This is a genomic window from Streptomyces sp. CB02058 (assembly GCF_001905505.1).
Lineage (GTDB): Bacteria > Actinomycetota > Actinomycetes > Streptomycetales > Streptomycetaceae > Streptomyces.
Genome location: NZ_LIPG01000001.1, coordinates 253,098 through 274,980 on the forward strand (window position 1 = coordinate 253,098; position 21,883 = coordinate 274,980).

The 21,883-nt window shown below is 72.9% G+C and carries 24 protein-coding genes; 12 read left to right on the plus strand and 12 right to left on the minus strand.

Features of this window, described 5'->3' with window-relative positions; all coding sequences use genetic code 11:
* Positions 1-88: 88 nt before the first annotated feature.
* The 6 genes from AMK10_RS01260 to AMK10_RS01285 form a co-directional block, all read right to left on the minus strand.
* Positions 89-1,084, minus strand: a complete 996-nt coding sequence (locus AMK10_RS01260; RefSeq protein ID WP_073743908.1) for an aldo/keto reductase — start codon at positions 1,082-1,084, stop codon at positions 89-91.
* Positions 1,085-1,130: 46 nt separating this feature from the next.
* Positions 1,131-2,105, minus strand: a complete 975-nt coding sequence (pip, locus tag AMK10_RS01265; protein WP_073743910.1) for a prolyl aminopeptidase — start codon at positions 2,103-2,105, stop codon at positions 1,131-1,133.
* Between the two features lie 19 nt (positions 2,106-2,124).
* A complete protein-coding gene (locus tag AMK10_RS37585; protein WP_073743912.1) occupies positions 2,125-2,640 on the minus strand; it encodes a hypothetical protein in 516 nt (171 codons plus the stop codon).
* A gap of 314 nt (positions 2,641-2,954) precedes the next feature.
* Positions 2,955-3,785 carry an ammonia-dependent NAD(+) synthetase gene (nadE, locus tag AMK10_RS01275; RefSeq protein ID WP_073743914.1) on the minus strand — a complete coding sequence of 277 codons (831 nt, stop codon included), beginning with the start codon at positions 3,783-3,785 and terminating at the stop codon, positions 2,955-2,957.
* Positions 3,786-3,855: 70 nt separating this feature from the next.
* Complete coding sequence (locus AMK10_RS01280) at positions 3,856-4,437, minus strand: hypothetical protein (protein WP_073743916.1); 582 nt, start codon at positions 4,435-4,437, stop codon at positions 3,856-3,858.
* A 186-nt stretch (positions 4,438-4,623) separates the two neighbouring features.
* Positions 4,624-5,517: an NADP-dependent oxidoreductase gene (locus AMK10_RS01285; protein WP_073743918.1), complete on the minus strand. Its 894-nt coding sequence runs from the start codon at positions 5,515-5,517 to the stop codon at positions 4,624-4,626.
* Between the two features lie 132 nt (positions 5,518-5,649).
* Here AMK10_RS01285 and AMK10_RS01290 point away from each other — a divergent pair, with 132 nt between their 5' ends.
* Positions 5,650-6,054 carry a winged helix-turn-helix transcriptional regulator gene (locus AMK10_RS01290; protein ID WP_073743920.1) on the plus strand — a complete coding sequence of 135 codons (405 nt, stop codon included), beginning with the start codon at positions 5,650-5,652 and terminating at the stop codon, positions 6,052-6,054.
* Complete coding sequence (locus AMK10_RS01295) at positions 6,051-6,551, plus strand: hypothetical protein (protein ID WP_073743922.1); 501 nt, start codon at positions 6,051-6,053, stop codon at positions 6,549-6,551. The genes AMK10_RS01290 and AMK10_RS01295 overlap by 4 nt, the downstream gene beginning before the upstream one ends.
* A 6-nt stretch (positions 6,552-6,557) precedes the next feature.
* Here the strand turns inward: AMK10_RS01295 and AMK10_RS01300 are convergent, their stop codons facing one another.
* The gene (locus AMK10_RS01300) at positions 6,558-7,211 is read right to left on the minus strand and encodes a response regulator (RefSeq protein ID WP_073743924.1); all 654 of its coding nucleotides are present in this window, start codon (positions 7,209-7,211) and stop codon (positions 6,558-6,560) included.
* Positions 7,212-7,304: 93 nt separating this feature from the next.
* Complete coding sequence (locus tag AMK10_RS01305; RefSeq protein WP_073745953.1) at positions 7,305-8,993, minus strand: sensor histidine kinase; 1,689 nt, start codon at positions 8,991-8,993, stop codon at positions 7,305-7,307.
* 364 nt (positions 8,994-9,357) lie between these two features.
* Here AMK10_RS01305 and AMK10_RS01310 point away from each other — a divergent pair, with 364 nt between their 5' ends.
* Together AMK10_RS01310 and AMK10_RS01315 are read left to right on the plus strand one after the other, a co-directional pair.
* The gene (locus AMK10_RS01310; RefSeq protein WP_073745955.1) at positions 9,358-10,161 is read left to right on the plus strand and encodes an ABC transporter ATP-binding protein; all 804 of its coding nucleotides are present in this window, start codon (positions 9,358-9,360) and stop codon (positions 10,159-10,161) included.
* Between the two features lie 3 nt (positions 10,162-10,164).
* Positions 10,165-11,499, plus strand: a complete 1,335-nt coding sequence (locus tag AMK10_RS01315) for an ABC transporter permease (RefSeq protein WP_073743926.1) — start codon at positions 10,165-10,167, stop codon at positions 11,497-11,499.
* Between the two features lie 71 nt (positions 11,500-11,570).
* Here the strand turns inward: AMK10_RS01315 and AMK10_RS01320 are convergent, their stop codons facing one another.
* Entirely contained in the window at positions 11,571-11,858 is a 288-nt protein-coding gene (locus AMK10_RS01320) for a hypothetical protein (protein WP_073743928.1), read from the minus strand.
* Positions 11,815-12,858: an EamA family transporter gene (locus AMK10_RS01325; RefSeq protein ID WP_079180591.1), complete on the minus strand. Its 1,044-nt coding sequence runs from the start codon at positions 12,856-12,858 to the stop codon at positions 11,815-11,817. Before AMK10_RS01325 ends, AMK10_RS01320 begins: the two co-directional genes overlap by 44 nt.
* Positions 12,859-12,926: 68 nt before the next feature.
* Between AMK10_RS01325 and AMK10_RS01330 the strand changes: the two genes are divergently transcribed.
* The 7 genes from AMK10_RS01330 to AMK10_RS01360 all read left to right on the plus strand — a co-directional run bounded on the left by AMK10_RS01330 (position 12,927) and on the right by AMK10_RS01360 (position 19,098).
* Positions 12,927-13,799, plus strand: a complete 873-nt coding sequence (locus tag AMK10_RS01330) for a LysR family transcriptional regulator (RefSeq protein WP_073743930.1) — start codon at positions 12,927-12,929, stop codon at positions 13,797-13,799.
* Between the two features lie 48 nt (positions 13,800-13,847).
* On the plus strand, positions 13,848-14,495 hold the full coding sequence (locus tag AMK10_RS01335) for a maleylpyruvate isomerase family mycothiol-dependent enzyme (RefSeq protein WP_073743932.1): 648 nt from the start codon (positions 13,848-13,850) through the stop codon (positions 14,493-14,495).
* Positions 14,496-14,743: 248 nt separating this feature from the next.
* On the plus strand, positions 14,744-15,751 hold the full coding sequence (locus AMK10_RS01340) for a hypothetical protein (RefSeq protein ID WP_073743934.1): 1,008 nt from the start codon (positions 14,744-14,746) through the stop codon (positions 15,749-15,751).
* 79 nt (positions 15,752-15,830) lie between these two features.
* Entirely contained in the window at positions 15,831-16,691 is an 861-nt protein-coding gene (locus AMK10_RS01345; protein WP_107428357.1) for a DUF1963 domain-containing protein, read from the plus strand.
* A gap of 169 nt (positions 16,692-16,860) precedes the next feature.
* Positions 16,861-17,745, plus strand: a complete 885-nt coding sequence (locus AMK10_RS01350; protein ID WP_073743938.1) for a DUF4429 domain-containing protein — start codon at positions 16,861-16,863, stop codon at positions 17,743-17,745.
* 38 nt (positions 17,746-17,783) lie between these two features.
* The gene (locus AMK10_RS01355) at positions 17,784-18,221 is read left to right on the plus strand and encodes a DUF6892 domain-containing protein (protein ID WP_073743940.1); all 438 of its coding nucleotides are present in this window, start codon (positions 17,784-17,786) and stop codon (positions 18,219-18,221) included.
* A gap of 235 nt (positions 18,222-18,456) precedes the next feature.
* Complete coding sequence (locus tag AMK10_RS01360) at positions 18,457-19,098, plus strand: TetR/AcrR family transcriptional regulator (protein WP_073743942.1); 642 nt, start codon at positions 18,457-18,459, stop codon at positions 19,096-19,098.
* Positions 19,099-19,149: 51 nt separating this feature from the next.
* On the opposite strand, the gene AMK10_RS01365 is transcribed toward AMK10_RS01360, so the two are convergent.
* Entirely contained in the window at positions 19,150-20,103 is a 954-nt protein-coding gene (locus tag AMK10_RS01365) for an endonuclease/exonuclease/phosphatase family protein (RefSeq protein WP_073743944.1), read from the minus strand.
* A 4-nt stretch (positions 20,104-20,107) separates the two neighbouring features.
* The gene (locus AMK10_RS01370; protein ID WP_241839459.1) at positions 20,108-20,881 is read right to left on the minus strand and encodes a GDSL-type esterase/lipase family protein; all 774 of its coding nucleotides are present in this window, start codon (positions 20,879-20,881) and stop codon (positions 20,108-20,110) included.
* Between AMK10_RS01370 and AMK10_RS01375 the strand changes: the two genes are divergently transcribed.
* Entirely contained in the window at positions 20,880-21,881 is a 1,002-nt protein-coding gene (locus AMK10_RS01375) for a hypothetical protein (protein WP_073743946.1), read from the plus strand. The genes AMK10_RS01370 and AMK10_RS01375 overlap by 2 nt on opposite strands.
* Positions 21,882-21,883 lie beyond the last annotated feature (2 nt).

The window sequence follows — 21,883 nt, forward strand, 5'->3', positions numbered from 1 at the left end:
GCCGTGCTCGTGCTGATGTTCGTCGTCGTGGCGGCGGCCTCCGCCCTCGGAGGCTGAGCCCCGGGGGCGGAAGCCGTACCGCCGGCCGTCACCAGGCGAAGTTCTCCGGCGACGGGCCGGGACCCGGGAAGATCTCGTCCAGGGCCGACAGCACCTCGTCCGAGAGCTCCAGCTCCACCGCGCGCACCGCCGAGTCGAGCTGCTCCCGCGTGCGCGGGCCGGAGATCGGGCCGGTGATGCCGGGCCGGGTCAGCAGCCAGGCGAGACCGGCCTCGCCGGGCTCCAGGCCGTGCTTCTCCAGCAGGTCCTCGTACGCCTGGACCTGGGCCCGCACCTTCGGGTCGGCCAGCGCGTCGCCGGAGCGGCCGGACGTGGACCGGGCGCCGCCGCCCTCGCGCTCCTTGCGGATCGCGCCGCCGAGCAGCCCGCCGTGCAGCGGCGACCACGGGATGACCCCGAGGCCGTACTCCTGGGCGGCCGGGATGACCTCCATCTCGGCGCCGCGCTCCATCAGGTTGTAGATGCACTGCTCGCTGACGAGGCCGTAGCTGCCGCGCCGCTGGGCCCGCTCGTTGGCCTGGGCGATCTTGTAGCCCGAGAAGTTGGACGAGCCCGCGTAGAGGATCTTGCCCTGCTGGATCAGTACGTCGATGGCCTGCCAGATCTCGTCGATCGGGGTGTCCCGGTCGACGTGGTGGAACTGGTACAGGTCGATGTGGTCCGTCTGGAGCCGCTTGAGGCTGGCGTCGACGGCGCGGCGGATGTTGAGGGCGGACAGCTTGTCGTGGTTGGGCCACGCCTCGCCGTCGGCGCCCATGTTGCCGTAGACCTTGGTGGCGAGGACGACCTTGTCGCGGCGGTCGCCGCCCTGCGCGAACCAGGTGCCGAGGATCTCCTCGGTGCGGCCCTTGTTCTCACCCCAGCCGTAGACGTTCGCCGTGTCGAAGAAGTTGACGCCCGCCTCCAGGGCGGCGTCCATGAGCGCGTGGCTGTCGCTCTCGTTGGTCTGGGGGCCGAAGTTCATCGTCCCCAGCACGAGGCGGCTGACCTTGAGTCCGGTGCGTCCGAGCTGCGTGTACTTCATGGAGCCCAAGCCAACTCCTTCGAGCGTGCTCGAAGCAAGCGTGATCTCAGACGCGCCGCGCGAACCGGTCCAGCGCGGCCAGCACCGCCCGGGAGGTCGCGGGGCCGCCGAGGTGCCCCGCGCCGTCGATCACCGTCAGCTCGGCGTCCGGCCAGGCCCTGGCCAGCTCCCAGGCGGTGGTCAGCGGTCCGCCCAGGTCGAACCGGCCGTGCACCAGGACGCCCGGGATGCCCGCCAGACGGTCGGCGTCCCGGATCAGCTGCCCCTCCTCCAGCCAGGCGGCGTGGGAGAAGTAGCGCGCGCAGATCCTGACCAACGCCAGCTGGTCGCGACCGGGTCTGCCGCTGTACGGGGGCGGGCCGGTGTGCGCCTCCATCGACAGCACCGCGTCCTCCCAGGCGCACCAGTCGGCGGTGGCCCTCGCCCGCACCTCCGGGTCGGGGCTCTCCGTCCGCCGGGCGTACGAGGCGACGAGGTCCCCGGGGCCCTCGGCCTCGGGGGCACCCGCCCGGAACAGGTCCCAGGCCTCGGGGAAGATCTGCCCGGCGCCCCTGTACAGCCAGTCGATCTCGCTGCGCCGGGTCGTCGTCACGGCGGAGATCACGATCTCCGAGACCCGCTCCGGGTGCTGCTCGGCGTACGCCAGGATCAGCGTGGAGCCCCACGAACCGCCGTACAGCAGCCACTTGTCGATGCCCAGGTGCTCCCTCAGGAGCTCCATGTCGGCGACCAGGTGGGCCGTCGTGTTGTGCCGCAGGTCGGTGGCGGGGTCGCTCGCGTGCGGGGTGGACCGGCCGCAGTTGCGCTGGTCGAAGAGCACGACGCGGTAGAGGTCCGGGTCGAAGTACTGCCGGGGGCGTGCGCCGCACCCCGAGCCGGGCCCGCCGTGGACCACGAGGGCGGGCTTGCCTGCGGGGTTGCCGCAGACCTCCCAGTGGACGAGGTTGCCGTCGCCGACGTCCAGCATTCCCTGGTCGTGGGGCTCGATCGGCGGGTACGTCCCGTCGGGGTCACGGGGCATGGCGGTGTCCCTCCGGGGGTCACTCGGTGAAGGTGAACGGGGTGTCGGCCGAATTGTCGACGTCCGGGTCGTCCTGGCTTCCCACCCGGAACGTGGGTGTGTCCCACCCCGAGCCGTTCTCCGCCGGCACCCGGACCTCCGCGGCGAACCGGCCCTCGGCGTCCGCGGTCACGTCCCGCAGATCGACCTCGACGGACCCGCTGTCCCGGAAGCTGATGCGGATCTGCTCCCCGGGCTCGAAGCCGCTGGCCGTGAGCGTCACCACGTCCCCGGCGGCCCCCGAGTCGGGGGCGGCGATCAGTCGCGGCTTGGCGTTTCGCGTCGGAGAGGCGGTCGCCGGCAGGGTCTGCACCGGGGGATCCGCCGGTCCGTCGGAGGGGGTGGACTCCGCGGTCGTGGAGGGTGCCGTCACGACGGTCCTCGCGGGTCCGCCCCCCACGCCGCCCGGTGGGCCGTCCCCGTCCGACGCCACGGCGGCGATGACCGCTGCGGCGATCGTCGCGACTGCCGTGATCACCGCGGCGATGACCGGCATCCGGTGGCTTCCGCCCTGCGGGGCCGGGGGATGCGGAGGAGCGGGCGGGGGGCCGGTGGGCGGGACGGAGGCCGGAGCCGGGGGAGTGCTGGGCCTGGGCGGGACCGGGGGGCCGGGTGGTGGGCTGGGCTCGGACACGCGGAGATCCCCCTGCTGGTCGTCGCGATCAGTGAAGCGATCAGAATACAGACAGAGAGTGACGGGAACGGTTCAATTTCTCTGCACGGCTGGGGAGTTGGTGACCGATGGATGTCGGTTGGGAGCGGGCCCCCGACCGCCGTGACGGCGCGGGCCCGCACGGGAGCCCCCGCGCGTCACGGAGCGATGGGCAGCCGGCGCTTGTGGTCGGTGAGGCGGTAGCGGCCGACGATCGTGTCGAAGGCCTGCTCGTCGACCGGCTTGCCCTCCAGGAAGTCGTCGATGGTGTCGTAGGTGACGCCGAGCGCGTGCTCGTCGGCCTTGCCCGGGTCGAGCGTCTCCAGGTCGGCCGTCGGCACCTTCCACACCAGCTCGGTGGGGGCGCCCAGCGCCTCCGCGACGGCGCGCACCCGGCGCTTCGTCAGGCCGGTCAGCGGGACGAGGTCGGCGGCGCCGTCACCGAACTTGGTGAAGAAGCCGGAGACGGCCTCGGCCGCGTGGTCCGTGCCGACGACCAGGCCGTTGTGCGCGCCGGCCACCCCGTACTGGGCGATCATGCGCTGCCGGGCCTTGATGTTGCCCACCACGAAGTCCTGGTGGTGGGGGTCGCGGAAGGCGACGTCGCCGGTGAGCAGGGCCTCCTGCATGGCGTCGGTCGCGGGCTTGATGTCCACGGTCAGCACCTGGTCGGCCTGGATGAAGGAGAGTGCGAGCTGCGCGTCGTGCTCGTCGGCCTGGACGCCGTAGGGCAGCCGCATCGCGTAGAACCGGGCCTCGTGGCCCGCGCCCCGGGCGCGCTCGACGGCGAGCTGGCACAGCCGGCCCGCGGTGGTGGAGTCGACGCCGCCGCTGATGCCGAGCACGAGCGAGCGCAGGCCGGTGGAGGTCAGCCGCTCGGCGAGGAAGGACACCCGGCGCTCGATCTCCTGCTGGGCGTCGAAGGTCTCCGCGACCTCCAGCTCCCTGGCGATCTCCTGCTGCAGGGCGATGGACGCCGGCTCGCTCACGTCTGCTCCTCGTTCCGGTACACGGTGCGCTGTCGGGCCCACCCTACCGAGGGGCCGCCCACCGGCCCGGTCAGCCCTTGACCGCCACGTGGTACGCCGACGCCCACAGCGTCGCCGCGGAGGCCAGGCCCACCACGGCCCGCACGGTCCCGTCCGAGAGCCCGGCCGCGAAGAGGACGAAGCCGGCGACCGCCACGGCGCTCAGCAGCGCGGCCGTCCCCTTGTACTGCCACTGGTCGTAGAGGCGCGCGAGCGGGACGAAGTGCAGGCCGACCACCAGCGCGATGGCCGGAGGGATCAGCCCGGGACGGCCCGACGCGTTGGACGCCGCGATCACCGCGAAGATCGCCGCGAGCTCGACGACGTTGACCACGCCGACCGAACGCGCCCAGTTCTCCGGCAGATCCACCATGCGCGGCGAGGGCGCCGCGCCCTTGCGGTAGGCGAGGAGGACGGCCGCCACGGTGACCGGTACGGCGGCGATCTCGACCGACAGGGCCGCACCGGAGGACGCCAGTCCGGACGCCCCCGCGAAGGCCCAGACGAGGGCGAACACGGACAGGACGACGGTGCCCCTGCGCCGCAGGGTCCGGGTGAGGGCGGCGCATTCGGCGTCGGCGGCCGTGGGCGTCGAGGGCGTCGGCTGGATCATGGGGCGAGGGTATAGCGATCACCGCGGCCGTTCCCGGGGTTTCGGGCGGACGGGGAATGCCTCCACTTACGGAGTCCCCCCGTCCGCCCGGAACCGCCCTGACCTGCCCGTTCCGCCGTACGCACCCGTGCGGCAGGAGTCGCCGCGCGGGCCCTCACCGCGCGGGCCCTCACCCGGCGGGCGCGCTCACGGTACGAGCACGAGCCTCCCTCGCACCCCGCCCTCCGCGAGCCGGGCGTGCGCCTCGGCCGCCCGCTCCAGCGGATAGGTGCGGGCCACCCGGGACGCCAGGACGCCCTCGTCGACCAGCTTCACCAGCTCGGCGAGCCGGTTGCCGTCGGCGGCCACCTCCACGACCTGGACGCGGATGCCGCGCACACTCGGCGGGCCCGCCTGGGGGATGACGCCCACGTAGTCGCCGCCGTCCCTCACATGCGCCAGCGCGTCCGCGCCGAGCACCGCCGCGTCCAGCACCGCGTCGAACGTCCCGGCGGCGGTGCCGCGCTCCACGAACCGGTCCGCGCCGAAGGAGCGTACGAGCTCCTCGTCACCCGGCCCCGCCACCCCGGCGACGCTGATCCCGGCCCGGTGCGCGAGCTGCACCGCGTATCCGCCGACCCCGCCCGCCGCGCCCGTGACCAGCAGCGTGGAGCCGGGTGCCAGGTCCAGCAGGTCGAGCGCCTGCGCCGCGGTCAGGGTGTTCAGCGGCACGGTCGACGCGTGGACCGCGTCCACCGAAGCGGGGGCGGGCGCCACCGCGGAGCCGTCCACCACCACGTACTCCGCGTGCGACTTGGCCGGTGCGGGGCCGTACGCCAGCGCGACGACCTCCGCCCCGGCGGCGAACGGCGCCCCCGCGCCCACCGCGTCCACGGTCCCCGCCACGTCCCAGCCGAGCCCCAGCGCGCCGCCCTCGGGCAGCGGGACGAGGAACCCCGCGCGGTACGCCGCGTCCACCGGGTTGACGGCCGCCGCCGCCACCTTGATCCGCACCTGGCCGGGGCCGGGCACGGGCACCTCGGTCTCCACGAGCTCCACCGCCTCGGGACCCCCGAACGTCTTGACCACCACAGCACGCATGTCGACAACTCCTCGCAATCGGTGGCGGGTTTCTCCCGCCACCGCAAACCTAGGAAGAGTTACTCTCTTTCCGTAAGTACGTACCTCCAGGTGCGTAGCCCACCCCCAGGTAGGACCGGAGGCCGGAGACCCATGGCGACCCGCACCGCGGCCCAGCGCCGCGAGGAAGCCCGATTCGCGTACGACGCCTTCCTCCGGGAGTGCCCGACCAACCAGTTGCTGGGGCGGCTCGGCGACAAGTGGGTCAGCCTCATCGTGAGCGCCCTGCGTGACGGCCCCATGCGCTACAGCGACCTCGGCCGCAGGATCGCCGGGGTGAGCCAGAAGATGCTGACCCAGTCACTGCGCACCCTGGAGCGGGACGGCCTCGTCACGCGTACCGTGACGCCGTCCGTGCCCGTGCGCGTGGACTACGAGCTGACGGAGCTCGGCCACAGCCTGAGCGGCCTGCTGTTCGCCGTGAAGACCTGGGCGGAGACGCACTTCGACCAGGTCCACGAGGCCCGCGAGCGCTACGACGAGGAGGCCGCGGCATGAACGCCACCCCGCGGATCCTGGCGGTGCTGGACGAGATCGTCGCCTCCGCGGACCCCGGCGGGCGCGGCGCCCTGTGGCGTCTCGCCGAGCAGGGCCGCGAGCTCGACGCCAATGTCGTCCGTCTGCCGCCGGGCGCCGGGGTCGGCGAACACCAGGAGGACACCCTGGACGTGCTGTTCGTCGTCCTCGCGGGCGGCGGCCTTCTGCGTACGGGCGAGGGCGGCATCCTGGAGCTGGCCCCGACCACCGTCCTGTGGCTGCCCCGCACCTCGCGGCGCGCCCTGGAGGCGGGGCCGGAGGGGCTGACGTACCTCACGGTGCACCGCCGCCGCCCCGGACTGACGGTCGAACCCGCCGTCCGGACGCCCTCGTACGCCGACGAGGGCGGCGAGGCCCCCTGCATGCTGGACCTGGTGTGCCCCCGCTGCGGACGGCTCTCGGCCGACCGTGACCCGAAGTACTGCAGCGCGTGCGGGGAGGCGTTCCCCGCACGCTGACCGGTGTCAGGCCCCGAGGCCCGCGTCCCGCGCCAGCAGCGCGGCCTGCACCCGGTTCTCGCACTCCAGCTTGGCGAGGATGCGGCTCACGTACGTCTTGACCGTCGCCTCGCTCATATGGATCCGCCGGCCCGCGTCCGCGTTGGACAGGCCCTCGCCCAGCAGCGTGAGGACGTCCCGTTCGCGCTCCGTCAGCTTCTCCAGCCGGCGGCGCGCCCGTTCGGCGCGGTCCGCGGTCCCGCCCGCCGCCAGCGAGTCCACGACGTGCCGGGTGGCGCCGGGCGACAGATAGGCCTCCCCGGCGGAGGCGGCCCGCACCGCCCGCATCAGCTCCGCGGGTGCCGAGTCCTTCAGCAGGAAGCCCGCGCTCCCCGACGTCAGGGCGCGCAGGACGTTCTGCCGCTCCCCGAACGTCGTGAGGATCAGCACCCGCACCTCGGGGACGGACCGGCGCAGCTCGGCCAGGGCCGTCAGGCCGTCCATGACCGGCATCTGGATGTCGAGCAGGGCGACGTCCACCCGCTGGGAGCGGGCCAGTTCGACGGCCTCGCGGCCGTTCGCCGCCTCCGCCACGACCTCCATGTCGTCGGCGGAGGAGAGGATCATCCTGATGCCCGCCCGTATGAGCGGCTCGTCATCGGTCACAAGAACCCTGATCACGACTCTCCTGCGCGGTCCTGGGCGGTCATACCTGCGGGTGCCCGGTCATCATCCCCGATCCGGCCGTCCCGCCGGAAACCGGGACGCGGGCGCTCAGATCCTGGTCTCGAAGGACACCTTCTCGACGAGCCTGCCGTCCTTGAAGCAGAACCGGAACATCGGCTCCTTGTCCCAGCTGCTCCCGAACTCCGTGGAGAGCAGGGTGAGACACGTCGCCCCCTCGGGCACGGGCGGCGCGTCCTCGACCGGACCGCTGTTCAGGAAGGAATCCCCGCGCGGCAGTTGGTCACGGACCTCCGTCTCCGGCTCGCCGATCTCCACGGCCTCGTACTGCGCGGGCTCGATCATCGCCTTGTCCGTCTCGCGCATCAGGAGGATGCCCCCGACGACCGCCGCGGCCACCAGTGCCACGGCGGCCACCGCCGCCACACCGCAGCCGATGGCTATGCCGCTGCCCCGCTTGCTCCTGCTCATGACCCTGACCAACTCCTTCGGGAGACCGCTCCGTTCGATGACGGGATCACTCTCACCGAGGGGGCCGGCCGGTATCTGCGCCCAGAAGTCGTCCGCCGGGCCGACGAAGGTCGCCGGTGCTTCGTCGTGCGGCGGGCTCGGGAAGTCGCCGCCCGCGGAGGGGTAGGGCAGCACGGCCGCTAGCCGGAAGCCGCCGTCCGCCGTGGGTCCCGCGTGCACCATGCCGCCCACGAGCCGCGCCCGTTCTCCGAGCCCGGTCAGGCCCTGGCGTCCGCTCGGCATGCCTCGGTCCTGCGGCCGGTCCGCCGGCCCGTTGGCGACCTCCACGACCAGCGAGTCCGGCTCGTAGCGCACCCCGACGACGATCGCCGCGCCGGGCGCGTGCTTGTGCGCGTTGGTCAGGCCCTCCTGGACCACGCGGTACGCCGCGTGCCCCGCGGACGGGGCGAGCGGGCGCACGTCACCCGCTCGCCGCAGCTCCACCACCGCACCCGCGCTCCGGGACGCGTCCACCAGGCCGTCCACACCGGCCGGTCCGCGCGCCTGGGACCCGGCCCCTTCGCCGTACTCACCGGTGTCCCGCGAGGCGGGGCCCCCGGTCCCGTCCCTCAGCACCCCCACCACGTCCCGCAGTTCGTGCATCGCGGCCACCGAGGCCTCGCGCAGCACTCCGACGGCTTCCCGCTGCGACGCCGTCAGTTCGCGGTCCACCTCCAGCGCGCCCGTGTGCACGGCGATCAGCGCGAGCTGGTGGCCGAGGCTGTCGTGCATGTCCTGGGCGATGCGCTGGCGCTCCCGGATGCGTGCGTGACCCGCGATCATCGCGCGCTCGCGCACGAGTTGGGCGTTGTACTCGTGGAGCGTGTCGGTCAGCGTCCTGCGCTGCGACCAGTAGCGGCCGGCGAGGCCCGGAAGGAACATCGGGACCAGCAGTACCAGCCCGGCGAAGACCACGAGCGACGGCGAGAGGTGCGGCATCTCCCACAGGACCGACAGGCCGAGGGAGAGGCCGTACGCGAGCGTGAAGACACCGGCGGCCCTGCCCAGCCCTTCGATGCGGCGCCCCGCCGACCAGGACGCGACGAGGACCAGGGGTGCGAGACCGCTGATCGCGGCGGAGCCGACAGCGGTCGCCAGCAGGACCGTCGCGGGCAGCGCCCGGCGCAGCGGTGACAGCAGTGCCGCCGCCAGCCCGATGCCGACGGCCTCCGCCGCGCCGTAGTCGTCCATGAGCCCCGTCGCCGCCCCCAGCAGGGCGAGCGCGAGGCTCAGCACGGCTTCGCCGGCGATGCGCCCGGCGGGCCACATCCCCGGATCGAGGAGAGCCCGTCCCGGCAGGGCCGGCCGGAGCATCAGGAGCCGTCCCACCGCCGTCGTCGTCGGGCGGGCCGGTGCTGGGGAGGTCAGGGAGTCCACACGAGTCACGCGGTCACGTTAGGGCCCATCGACCGGGCACCGCTGTGGCCGTTCGTCGCGGTGGGCAGCGACCAAAGTCGCTGCCGTGGCCGCCCGGGCCGGGGCGACGGAACCTGCCTCCGGTGCTGTCCCCCCGCGCGGGGTGTACTCAGCGCCACCTCGAAGCGGGGTGCGTGCGCCAATGTGCTCGTCCTCCCGCGTCCGTAGCGTCGATGTAGTGACGCAGAGGGCGTCCGACGAGCAGAGGGTGATGACCATGTTCGATCGCAAGAGGCAGTCCCCGCGCCGGACGGACGAGGCGCTGCGGCTGGTTTCGGTGACCAAGGTGTACGGGTCCGGGGACGGTGCGGTGACCGCCCTGGACGGGGTGACGCTGAGCCTGCCCACCGGGAGCTTCACCGCGGTCATGGGCCCCTCGGGCTCGGGCAAGTCCACGCTGCTCCAGTGCGCGGCCGGTCTGGACCGCGCCGACCGGGGGCAGATCCTCGTGGACGGTGAGGAGATGGGCGGCGGGAGCGAGGCGGCGCGCACGAAGTTCCGGCGCGAGCGGATCGGCTTCATCTTCCAGCAGTACAACCTGCTGCCCACCCTGACCGTCGAGGAGAACACCTCGCTGCCGCTGCGGCTGGCCGGCCGCAGGGCCGACCCGGAGCGGGTCCGCTCGATCCTGACGCAGGTGGGTCTCGGCGAGCGCCTCCGTCACCTCCCCGACGAGCTCTCCGGCGGCCAGCGCCAGCGCGTCGCCATCGCCCGCGCCCTGGTCACCCGGCCGGCCGTGGTCTTCGCCGACGAGCCGACCGGCGCCCTGGACACCCGCAGCGCACGCGATGTCCTCGGCCTGCTGAGGGAGACCGTGCGCCTGCACGGCACCACCGTCGTCCTCGTCACCCACGACCCGGTGGCCGCCTCCTACGCCGACTCGGTGCTTTTCCTCGCGGACGGACGCCTGGCCGGCCACCTCGCGGCGCCCACCGCCGAGGCCGTCGCCGAACGGATGACGCACCTCGGCGACATCGTGGCCGAACGCCGTTCGCACAACAGCCCGTTGATGGAGGTGTGAGCCATGCTGTTCCTCGCCTTCCGCTCCGTCCGCAAGCGCCCGGGGCGCTTCCTGGCCACGCTGCTCTCCGCGTTCCTCGGCGCGGCCGTCATCATGACGTTCAGCTCCCTGCTCGACACGGCTGCCGGTCCCGGGGTCGACGACGTCAGCGCGGAGTCCCTGACCCTCTCCGCGAGCGTCGTCGGCGGGTACGGCTCGCTCCTCGTCTTCTTCGCCGTCGCCTCCACCCTCACCGTCAGCGTCCGCCAGCGCGCGGAGGAGATCCACCTGCTGCGCTGCACGGGCGCCACCCCCGCCCAGATCACCCGCATGGTCGTCGGGGAGTCGGCCGTGGTGGGGCTGGCCGGGACGGTGCTCGCCATCGGCCCCGCCATGCTCGGCGGCAGGCTCCTGCTCGACATGTTCAAGGACAGCGGCCAGGTCGCCGCCCACGTCGACCCCGCCTTCGGCGCGATGGCGCTCGGCTCCGGCTTCGGCATCGCGGTCCTCGCCTCGGCGGGCGCCGCGTTCCTCGCCGTACGCCGTGCCACGAGGGCCGTCGGAGCGCGCCGGTCCGGGGGCCGGGGCCGCGTCCTCGCGGGCTGCGCGGCACTGGTCGCCGGGGCCGGCGGTGTCCTCACGACGTACGCCGTCGACAGCACCGAGGAGATGCTGATGGCGTTCCCCGCCTACGGGGCGATCCTGCTCTCCGTGGGCTTCGCCGTCCTCGCGCCCTTCCTGCTCGGCGGGCTGCTGGGCCGGACGCGCGGGCCGCTGGCCGCCGTCGGAGGCGCGGGCGGCTATCTGAGCGCCCGCAACCTGCGCAGGCGCGGTGCCGAACTCGCCGGAGTGCTCATGCCGATGGTCATCTTCACCGGCATGGCCACCGCCACCCTCTACATCCAGGGGGTGGAGAGCGACTGGGTCACCGCGTCCGGCCTGGACAAGACCGTCGAGGACAAGAACCTGGAGACCCTCAACCTGGTCGTCGTCGGCATCATCGTGGTCTTCTCCTGCATCATGCTCGTCAACAGCCTCTACGCGGCGACGTCCTACCGCTCCCGGGAGTTCGGCCAGCAGCGGCTGGCCGGGGCGACACCCGGCCAGGTCATGGGCGTGGTCGGCTGGGAGTCGGTGATCCTCACGCTGACCGGGCTGTCCCTCGGCACGGTGGCGGGCCTCGCGGGGATCATCCCGTTCACGATGGTCCGCACCGACCAGGTCCTGCCCGACCAGGGACCGGGCACCTGGCTGGCCATCATGGCGATCGCGGCGGTCGTGACGCTCGGGACGAGCCTCGGGACGGCCCGCAGGACGCTCAGGGCACCGGCGATCGACGCGGTCACCCTCGCGGCCTGACCGTACGGACGAAGGCCCCTGCCGGTGCGGCTCGGGCCTGGCCGTACGCAGGTGAGCCCCCTCAGGACCGGTCAGACCCAGGGGTCCTGGCGCTCCCAGGGCGGGAGGTCCTCCTCGCGGTAGCCGCAACGGCAGGACAGGACCTGGCAGGGGGCGTCGCGATGGAGGTGCCGGGGGTGCGGGCACAGGGCGCAGGGGCCGGCCGTCAGGCCGGTCTCCTGCTCGTTCCTGTACAGGGTGCAGGCGCAGCCCGCCTTGGACTCCCACCCGCAGCGGCCCGACGCGTTCGCATGGCGGTAGCGCGGGTGGCCGCAGTCACGGCAGTCGTCCTTCAGGTCCTGCGAGGAACTCTCGGGCATCGGTGCTCAACTCCTTTGCCGGGCAAGCAGGATCGCTCTCGCAGTATGACCGGTCGGACTCGTGCCGGGTGGCGGCGTCGGCGCGGACGCCGGGCCGGGGCGCCGTGGAGACCACGACGGTGTTGGCGGCGACGATCACCGCGACGGCCGACCAGGAGGCCGCGTCCAGGTGCTGGTCCAGGACCGCGAGGCCGATCAGCGCGGCGAAGACCGGGTTCACGCTCATGAAGACGCCGAAGAAGTGCGGTGGCACCCGGCGCAGGGCCATCAGGTCCGCCACGAACGGCACGGCCGACGAGAGCACCCCGGCGACCGGCGCGCAGACCAGCGCCAGCGGTGTGGGCGGGTGCTGCCAGAGCACCCACACGCCCACGGGCAGATACAGCGCGCCCGAGACCAGGGCGGCGGCGGCCGACCCCTCCAGACCGGGCAGCCGGGCCCCGACGGTGCGGTTGCAGTGGATGTAGCAGCCCCAGCAGACCGCCGCCAGCAGGGCGAGGCCGATGCCGAGGTAGTCGGTGGTGGGGGTGGGGCGTGCCAGTACCGCCACCGCTCCCGCCGCGGCCAGTGCGGAGGCGAGGTCGGCACGGCGGCGGGAGCCGGCCAGGGCCACGGTCAGCGGGCCGAGGAACTCCAGCGTGACGGCCAGCCCGAGCCCGATCCGCTCGATCGCCGCGTACAGGGACAGGTTCATCCCGGCGAACACCAGCGCCAGGCACAGTACCGGGCGCCACTGCGCCGCGGTGAAGCTCCGCAGCCGGGGCCGTCCGGCCGTCCCGAGCACGGCGGCGGCCACCCACTGGCGCACCGCCACCACGCCGACCGGCCCGATCGCCGGGAAGGCCAGCGCCGCGACCGCCGCTCCGCTCTGGTTGGACAGGCCGCTGCCCAGCATCAGCGCCATCCCGCCCCAGCGCTCCGCGCGCGGGCCGGGACCGCGCGCACCGGCGGCCTGCGGGGTGGCGGACGGCACGGCTGCGGGGGAGGTCGCGGGCTTCATGCGCCCACCATGGGACGCCACCATCCATGCGCAAAATGCATGGGGCGCGCGACCTATACGCTGGGCGTATGGATGATGGGCGGAAGACGGCCGGCGCGGTGGAGCTGAAGCAGCTGCGCTGTCTGGTCGCCATCGTCGACACCGGCAGCTTCACCGACGCCGCGCACGAACTCGGCGTCTCCCAGGCCGCCGTCTCCCGGACGCTGACCGCGCTGGAGGGAGTGCTCGGGGTGCGGCTGCTGCACCGTACGAGCCGCTCCGTCGCCCCCACGACGGTGGGCGTGCAGGTCCTGGCCCGTGCGCGCGTCCTGCTCGCGGGCGCGGACGAACTCGTGCGCGAGGCCACCGTGGGCCACACCCGGCTGCACGTGGGCCACGCCTGGTCCGCCTTCGGCCGCCACACCACCGAGTTCCAGCGCCGCTGGCACGAACAGCACCCCGAGACCGAACTGCGCCTGATCCGCCACAACAGCCCCACGGGCGGCCTGGCGGAGGGCCGGTGCGACCTCGCCGTCGTCCGCGCCCCGCTCGACCTGACGTCCTGGTCGTACGCCCTGATCGGTCACGAGGCCCGCTGTGTCGCGCTGGCGTCCGACGACCCCTGGGCCCGTCGCCGCAGCATCCGCCTGGACGAGGTCCGCGGCCGGACCCTGGCGATCGACCGGCGCACGGGCACCACCACGCTGGACCTCTGGTCCGCGGACGACCGGCCCGCCGTCGAATACATCCACGACATCGACGACTGGCTCGCCGCCATCGCCACCGGCCGCTGCATCGGCCTCACCCCCCAGGCCACGGCAGCCCAGTACCGCCGCGACGGGATCGTCTACCGTCCCCTGCGCCACGCGGAACCCGTCCCCGTGTACCTCATGTGGCGCACCCACGACGCTCACCCGGCCACCCACACCGCCATCGCCCTCGCCACCGAGCTCTACCGCTGAACCCCCGCGTTTTCCGCCTCCCCGTACGACCCGTGACAGGAGAGCCGCATGACCGGTACCGAATCGACAGCGACGGTATGGCCGTTGATCCACGCGGAGAGGGCGGCACTTGCCTCCGATCTCGCGGACCTGACCGATGAGCGGTGGCGGACCACCTCCCTCTGCACCGCACTGACGGTGCGTGAGGTCCTCGCCCATCTCACCGCGGGGGCGCGTCTGAACCCGGTGCGCTGGATGGCCGGAGTGATCCGCTGCCGGTTCGACTTCGACAAGCAGGTGGCCGTCCGGCTGGCCGAGCAGATGGGCGCGACCCCGGCCGAGACCCTTGAACGCTTCCGGCAGTCCGTCACGAGCACGACCAAGCCCCCGCTGCCCGTCCTGGCCATGCTGGGCGAGACGATCGTGCACGGTGAGGACATCCGGCGCCCTCTGGGCATCCGCCACGACTCCCCGATCGAGGTGCTGACACGGGTGGCCGAGTACTACGCGGGCACGGACATGGTGGTCCTCGCCAAGGGGCGGATCGAGGGCCTGAGCCTCGCCGCCGACGACGGGCCGTTCAGGACAGGCACCGGCCCCCTCGTGACCGGCCCCACCCTGTCCCTGCTGATGGCCATGACGGGACGGGGGCCGCACTGCGACGACCTCTCGGGCGACGGCGTGGAGCTCCTGCGCGAGCGGTGCCCGGCGGTGTGACGGGAGGGGCGGAGCGACCGGTCGTACCGCTGTTCACGGGCTCGTGGCGGGCGACAGCAGCCGTTGCGGAGGGGTGAGTTGGCCCATGATCGCGTATCGGGGCATATGCGGAACAGGACCCCTCCGTGTGCGGTAACGTAATCGCGTCATCACGTTCCGTGCACACGATGTGTACGGGCGGCCCCCGGGGGTGCTACCAACACCAGCCCGAGAGCCTTCACCCGCGAGTGGATCAGGAGTCCACCGAGATGCTTCGGCATGCTATCGCGCCCTCCCGGCGCTACACGAAGGCTTCGCACGACGTCGTACGCCATACGCGGCTGACCAGCGACGCGAAGATTCTGCTCCTGGCCATTCAAGGGCTCCCCGACGACCAGGCCGGCCTGCCGCTCAGCGAGCACGCGCGGAAGCTCGGCATCACCGGGCGGGCGTATCAGAAGTCCAAGGAACTGCTGGTCGCGCATGGTTACGTCCATGAGTGGCGCGAGCAGGGGGAGCGCGGGCGGTGGGTGACGGAGCAGCTCCTCTCCAACGTCCCCCTCACGCGCGAGGAGGCGGCCGGGCTCCGCCAGGGACGCCCCCCGGTGCTTCCGAGTGCCCGGAAACCGACGGTCGGTGAACCAGCCGGTCGGGTGGTCGGTCATCAACTACCGGTGGATGAAGAACTGGAGAAGAACATTCCCCACCCACCCTCCGAAGCCGAAGCCGAAGCCGAAGCCGAAGCCGAAGCCGGGCCCGAGACCGAGCTGGGCCCGGAAGTGGCGGAAGGCGAGCGCGTGTTGCTGTCGCTGCGGCATGTGAGGCGGGAGCTGTACCTCGGGGCGCGGGAGGCCAGGGCGCTCGCCGAACTCGCCGCCCGCTGGCTGTCGCGCGGGGTGTCGGCGGGTGAGCTGCGGCGCGTGCTGACCAGTGAACTGCCGGGCGACGGGGTGCGATCGGCGGTCGGGTTCCTGCGCTTCAGGCTGCTGCACAAGATGCCGCCGGAGCTCCCCGCCGGGCACTCCCCGGAGCCTGCCGCACCGCCGCCCGTCGCGGAACTGGTGGTCTGCGCGGCGCGGGGGGAGGAGGAACACGTCTTCCGTCCGGTCGCCGACGAGGCCGAGTGCGGCCCGTGCCGCCGACGCGCCGCACGGGAGCACTGGTCCCGGCAGAGGGCTCTGGCGGAGGCCGAGCCCGACCCCCTCCCGTGGCGGCAACGCTTCGCGCGGGCCGGGGCGCCCACCCCTGGCGGCGAAGCAGCGCCCTGCGCGCCGTAGCCGGGGTGCCCTGGCAGGGGTGCCCTGGCGTGGACCGGCTGGCGGGGCAACTGTCATAGGCGGGAGCTAGGTTCGGCGTATGAGAACTGAGGTGTCCGAGAAGCTGGACCGTTTCCGCCGGAAGGCGCTCGCACGCGGCGTCCCGGCCGACGCGGTGGAGCGCTGGCTGGCGTCCGCCCGCCCGTGCGTGACCCTGGCTCCGATGGCGGACGGGCTCGTGGTGGGGCGGCTCGGCGGTCCTGTGATGCTTCCCGCCGACGCTCCCGAGCTCGGCCGGCACCTGCATCTGATCGCCACCCTGGAGCTCACCGCACTGCCACAGGGGGCGACAGGGCTGCACCTGCCGTCCGACGGCCGGCTTCTGCTGTTCGCCCACGCCGACCTGGAGGAGTGCGAGGCGTCCGGCGAGGTGGTGTACGTCCCGGCCGGTATACCCGTCGAGGAACGACGCGTGGACCATGGCTACGAACCGGACCACGCGATGGCGGATCTCGATGTGCGACTGGAGGAGCTGGGAGAGCTGCGGCTCGCCCACGACGTCTCGCTGCCGGACCACGAGGTGCTCTTCGACCCTTCCGAGCACCCGCACGCCGGCGAACTGCGCGCGGCCTGGGCCGACGTGCGGGACGCGGACTGGAAGCAGCTCGGCCGGGGACATTTGCAGATCGACGGTTACGCCACGGACCCCTACGGCGAGGACGACCCCGTCACGGCGTGCCAACTGCACGCGCAGCGCCGGGAGGACGCGGACGGCGGGCCCGGTGAGGAGGGCCGGCGCCCGAGCCCCTGGGAAGCCCCCCGGCCGGGGGACTGGGCGCTGCTCGGTCAATGGCACGGCCTGGTGGGCGGGGTCCTGTACTGGACGGCCACGAGGCAGGACGTGTCGGAGCGCCGCTTCGACCGGACGACTGTCCTGGGGTTCTTCGAGGGACCGTTCTAGTCCCGCGTCGCGCGGTGTGCGCCCCAGGACACGCGCCGGGGGCCCACTCCGTTGCGTACTCCCGTGGCGGGAGCGCTTCGCGCCTCCCGGTGCCGCCGCTGCCGGTGGCCAAGGGCCGTCCCCCGCCGAACCGCGCCGCGCTCCGCGTCCGGCTGGCAGAATCCGGAGCATGGCGGACATCATCACGCGTGACGGAACGTGGAGCTTCGACGGGGACGCGATACGCGTCGTCCCCGGCAGCAAGGTCCACCCGGTGCGACAGGACCTCGGCGAGTTCGCCGTCCCGCTGCGCGCGGTGGCCGGGGTGTCGTTCGAGCCGGACCGCAAGGGCGGCCGTCTGCGGCTGAGACTGCGCGACGGCGCCTGCCCCGTCCTGCGGGCGGCCGACGGGCGGCTCAAGGACACCTCCGACCCGTACCAGCTCGTGGTCGAGAAGGACCGCGCGGGCGTGGCCGAGTATCTCGTCGACGAGATCCGCAACGCCCTGCTGATTGAACAGGTCCCCGACGGACCCGTGGACGGCTTCCTGCTGCCGGGACCCTCGGTGCCGGTGTCCGGCGGCGGTGGTGACGGCACGGCGTCCTTCGACGGGCAGACCGTCCGCCTCACCTGGAACTGGAAGGCCGAGGAGTCGAAGGCCGCGGGCGGCGCGGTGACCCTGCCGCTGTCGGAGGTCACCGGGGTGCGCTGGATACCGTGCATCGGGCTGGAGAACGGCTCCCTGCGCTTCGACCGGGGCGGCGCCGTCTCGCCGTCGCCCGCCAAGTTCGACCCGTACTCCCTGGATCTGTGGGGGCTGTCGAAGCGGGAGTACACGGCGGTGCTGGTCGCCGCCGCCGTTCTCGTGCGGCTGCCGTCGCCGGGGGGCCGGGCCGAGCTCGCCCCGCCCGTGGAGCAGCCGGAAGCCGCCCCGGCGCCCGCCCCGGTCCCGGCGGCCGACGATCACGACGTCCTGCTGCGCAGGCTCCGGGAGCTCGGTGAGCTGTACGAGTCGGGCATCCTCACCGACGAGGAGTTCGCCCTCGCCAAACGGGCCGTGCTGAAGCGCCTCTGACCGAGGGGCTGTCGGCCCCCGTTGATATATCTGGGGGCATGACGGCATTCCGTGACTTCAACTTCAAGCTCCTCGTGGTGGAGCAGCTCATGTACTGGGACAAGACGCTCACCCCGGCGTTCAGCATGGCGGAGCACATGCGGGCGCGCGGGGTTGAGGACCTCCACGAGTACGTCGAGGAGAAGGGGCTGGAGTACACCGTCCTCGACGAGGCCCGCACCTACTTCGAGCAGTTGGAGATACCGGCGGAGCTGCTCGCCACCGTCGAGGAGCTGACCTTCGACGGCGGGCACCAGGTCTTCATCGAGTGCGCGCCGGTGTGGGACGGCGAGGACGACCTCTTCGACGTGCGCAGCCTCGACGACCTGGAACTGGTGCCGAATCTCAAGCGCTTCACCGGGGCGAAGGCGCTGGAGCACATGATCCCCGGCGCGTCGGAGACCCTGGCGGCCAGGGGTGTCATGGGGCGCTACTAGGACCCTGGGAGGAGGGGGCGCTCGGACGCGCGCCGGGCGGCCCCGGACTGCTGTACGAGCGCTCACCGGTCCTGGCGGTCCGTGGGGCCGGCGGCGCGCCGCGTGGCGTGTCGTGCCGGACGAACCAGGACAATGGCGCTCGCGCCATCCAGACGCGACCAAGCCCTCTTCGGCCCCAGCGACCCGCTCGACTGCCGTCGCGCGCCCCGGAGATACGGCCGACGAAGGAGGACCCGTGGTGGATGTCCCGGTGGAACAGCTGAATGGGACGGTCGACGGTGCGCGTACGCGCGCCCGCGGAAAGCTCCTGGAGGCCGCCCTGGAGCTGTTCGGGGTGTACGGCTACGCGCAGACGTCGGAGCAGGCCGTGTGTGTGATGGCGGGAGTGCCGGAGGAGGTCCTCTGGGAGGAGTTCGGCTCCCGCGAGGGACTGCTGACGGCTCTGCACAACCAGATCACGACCAGCGGACTGCGGGCGTCGGAACAGGCCCTGCTCTCCGAGGGGATGGACGACTGTTCACTGGAGCAGCGCTTCCGGAGGCTGTTCGACGCCTATGTGACGGCGGTGACCCGCGACCTGCGCGAGGCGCGCGTCTGCTTCGTCGAGGTGCTGGGGGTCAGCCCGGCCGTCGACGCGCACTGCAAGCGGTGGCGCGACCTGTGGGCCGACTTCCTGAACGGCGAGGCCGAGCGGGCGGCGGTGCGCGGCGAGGTGGAGGAGCGGGACCACCGGGTCGTGGTGATGGTGATGGTCGGTACGGTTCACGAGCTCATGGCCCACCACGCCCGCCGCCCGCGCAGGGCGCGGCCCCACGAGGTGACGGAGGAGCTGACCAAGCTGGGACTCGCCATGCTCGGGGTGGAGTTCGTGGGCTGAGCCGGCCGACCGCTCACGGCCTGATGCCGGCCGTCCCGGGCGGGTGACCGCTCACAGTCTGATGTCCGCCGCTATCGGCAGGTGGTCGCTCCCGGTCGCCGGCAGCGACCGTACGCGGGTGACCGTCGCCGACCGGGCCATGACCTGGTCGATCCGTGCCACCGGCAGCTTCGCGGGCCAGCTGAAGGCGAAGCCCGGGCCCGTCGGGTCCATCAGCGAGCCGACCGGCTCCAGGCCCCTGTCGTCCAGCGTGCTGTTGAGGTCCCCGAGGAGGATCACGCGGTCCAGAGGTTCCGCGGCGAGGGCCTTGCCCAGGAGCACGGCGCTCTCGTCGCGCTTCCCGGAGGAGAGCCCGGACGGGCCGATCCGTACGGAGGGCAGATGGGCGACGTACACGGCGATCTCACCGTGCGGTGTACGGGCGACGGCCCGCAGTCCCCGGTTCCAGCCCTCCCCGACGCCGTCCGGCCTGATGTCGACCAGCCGCACGCCGGTGAGGGGGTACTTCGACCAGAGCCCGACCGTGCCCTTCGTCGCGTGGTGGGGATGGCTCGCGGCCAGGGCCGCCTCGAAGGCGGGCAGAGCGGGGGCCGTCAGCTCCTCCACGGCGATGAGACCGGCGTCCGTGCCCGCCAACGCCCGTGCGGTGGCGCCCGGGTCGGGGTTCACATCGCTGATGTTGTGCTGGACCACCGTGAGATCGGCCTCGGGCGCCTCGCCGGGGAACACCAGGCCGCCGAAGACCCCCGACCAGGCGACGACGGGCAGCAGCACGGCGGTTGCCGCGAGGAGAGAGCGGCGCAGCAGCGCCGGGACGAGCAGGACCGGGACGGCCAGTCCGAGCCAGGGGAGGAAGGTCTCCAGCAGACTGCCCACGCGCCCAGGGGTGTTGGGGACGGCTCCCGGCAGCACGAGCAGGACGGCTACCAGGGCGCAGAGCAGCGCGGTCACCCGGCCGTGACGCCAACTCCAGTGCTTCGCACGGCTGTCCGGCCTCTTCGTCACCTGCTCACGCCCCGGCGGGGACTGTCCCCGCGAGCACGCCCGCGTACGGGCCGCCCACGCCCCACGCCTGGTGCATCGCGTCGGCGAAGGCCCCGGCGAGGCGGTGCTCGCCGGTCGGGCCGGGGTGGGTGCCGTCGTAGGTGTCCGTGTGGATGTCGTAGCCCGCGGGGGCCGAGGCCAGCAGGACCGGGGACGCGGCGGTGTCCAGGTCGGCGACCGCCTTCGCGAGCAGGGTGTTGAAGCGGTCGCACTCGGCGGCGAAGGGGGCGTCGGACTCCGCCCGTATGTTCGGTATGACCGGGAGGAGCACCATCCTGATCCGCGGGTTCGCGGTGCGGGCCCCGGCGATGAAGGCCCGTACGTTCGCGGCGGTCTGCGCGCTGTCCGTGTAGAAGCCGAGGTCGATCAGGCCGAGCGAGACCAGCAGGACGTCGGCGCGGGTCGCGGTGACCGTGTCCGCGATGACGGGGGCCATGTGCAGCCAGCCCTCGCCCCAGCCGGACAGGTGCCGGCGTGCGGGGGCCGGGAAGGCGGGATCGGCGTACGTGTGGGAGAGCGGGGCGTCCGCCTCGGGGTCGTACAGCTCGGTGCGCGGGCCCGTGATCGCGTACCCGCCGTCGCCCAGGGTCGCTTCGAGGTGCTGCCACATGCGGTAGCGCCAGGTGAAGTCGCCGGCCCTGCCCACGGTCATGCTGTCGCCGACGAAGAGAAAACGCATGGCGACATCATGGCCGATCAGCGCTCCGGCCTGCGACGTGACAGTGGACACTTGTGCCATGAGATCGCCGCTGACCGTCTCCGCCGCCGCTGCCCTCCTGCTCCTCACGGGGGCGGCCCCCGCCGTCGCGGACGACGGGGACGGGGCGGACCGTACCTTCACGATCGAGGACTCCCGGATCACCGAGTCCAGCGGCCTCGCCGCCAGCCGCCTGCACCCGGGCGTCTACTGGACGCACAACGACAGCGAGGACGGGCCGTACGTCTACGCCGTCGACTCCCGGACGGGGAAGACCGTCGCGACGATCACCATGAAGGGCGTGGGCGAGCCCCGGGACGTCGAGGCGATCTCGCTCGGGCCCGACGGCAACCTCTACGTCGGCGACATCGGCGACAACCTCGACGGCTCCTGGGACCACGTCTGGATCTACCGCTTCCCGGAGCCTGAGAAGCTCGCGGACGCCACGGTGCGGGCGACCCAGTTCGACGTGACGTACGCCGACGGGGCGCGCAACGCCGAGGCGATGATGGTCCACCCGAAGACGGGGCGGGTCTACATCGCCTCGAAGAACGAGGACGGCGGCGGGCTCTACGAGGGCCCCGAGAAGCTGGCGACCGGCGGGAACAACGTGTTCCGGCGGGTGGGCGAGGTGCCGTGGGTCACCGACGGGGCGTTCTCGCCGGACGGCAAGGAACTCGTGCTGCGCTCGTACTTCAGTGCCCGGCGTTACGCCTTCGAGGACGGCCGGCTCGGAGCGGACCACGCGGTGGGCGTGCCCCTCCAGGGACAGTCCGAGTCGGTGACCTACACGGCGGACGGCTCGGCGATGATGTTCGGCTCCGAGGGCGAGAAGAGCGACGTTGTGCGCGTGGACGTGGAGGGCTGGGACGACCGGAAGGACGGCGGCTCGTCCTCCCCGAGCAACGGCGGCGGCGGGACGTCGTCCGGGGACGACGGGGGCGAGGACGGACCGGGCAAGGGCACCACGACCGGGGGAGTCGTGGCCGCCGCCGTCATCGTGCTGGCCCTGATGGCCGCGAGGCGCCGCCGGGGCCGGTAGGT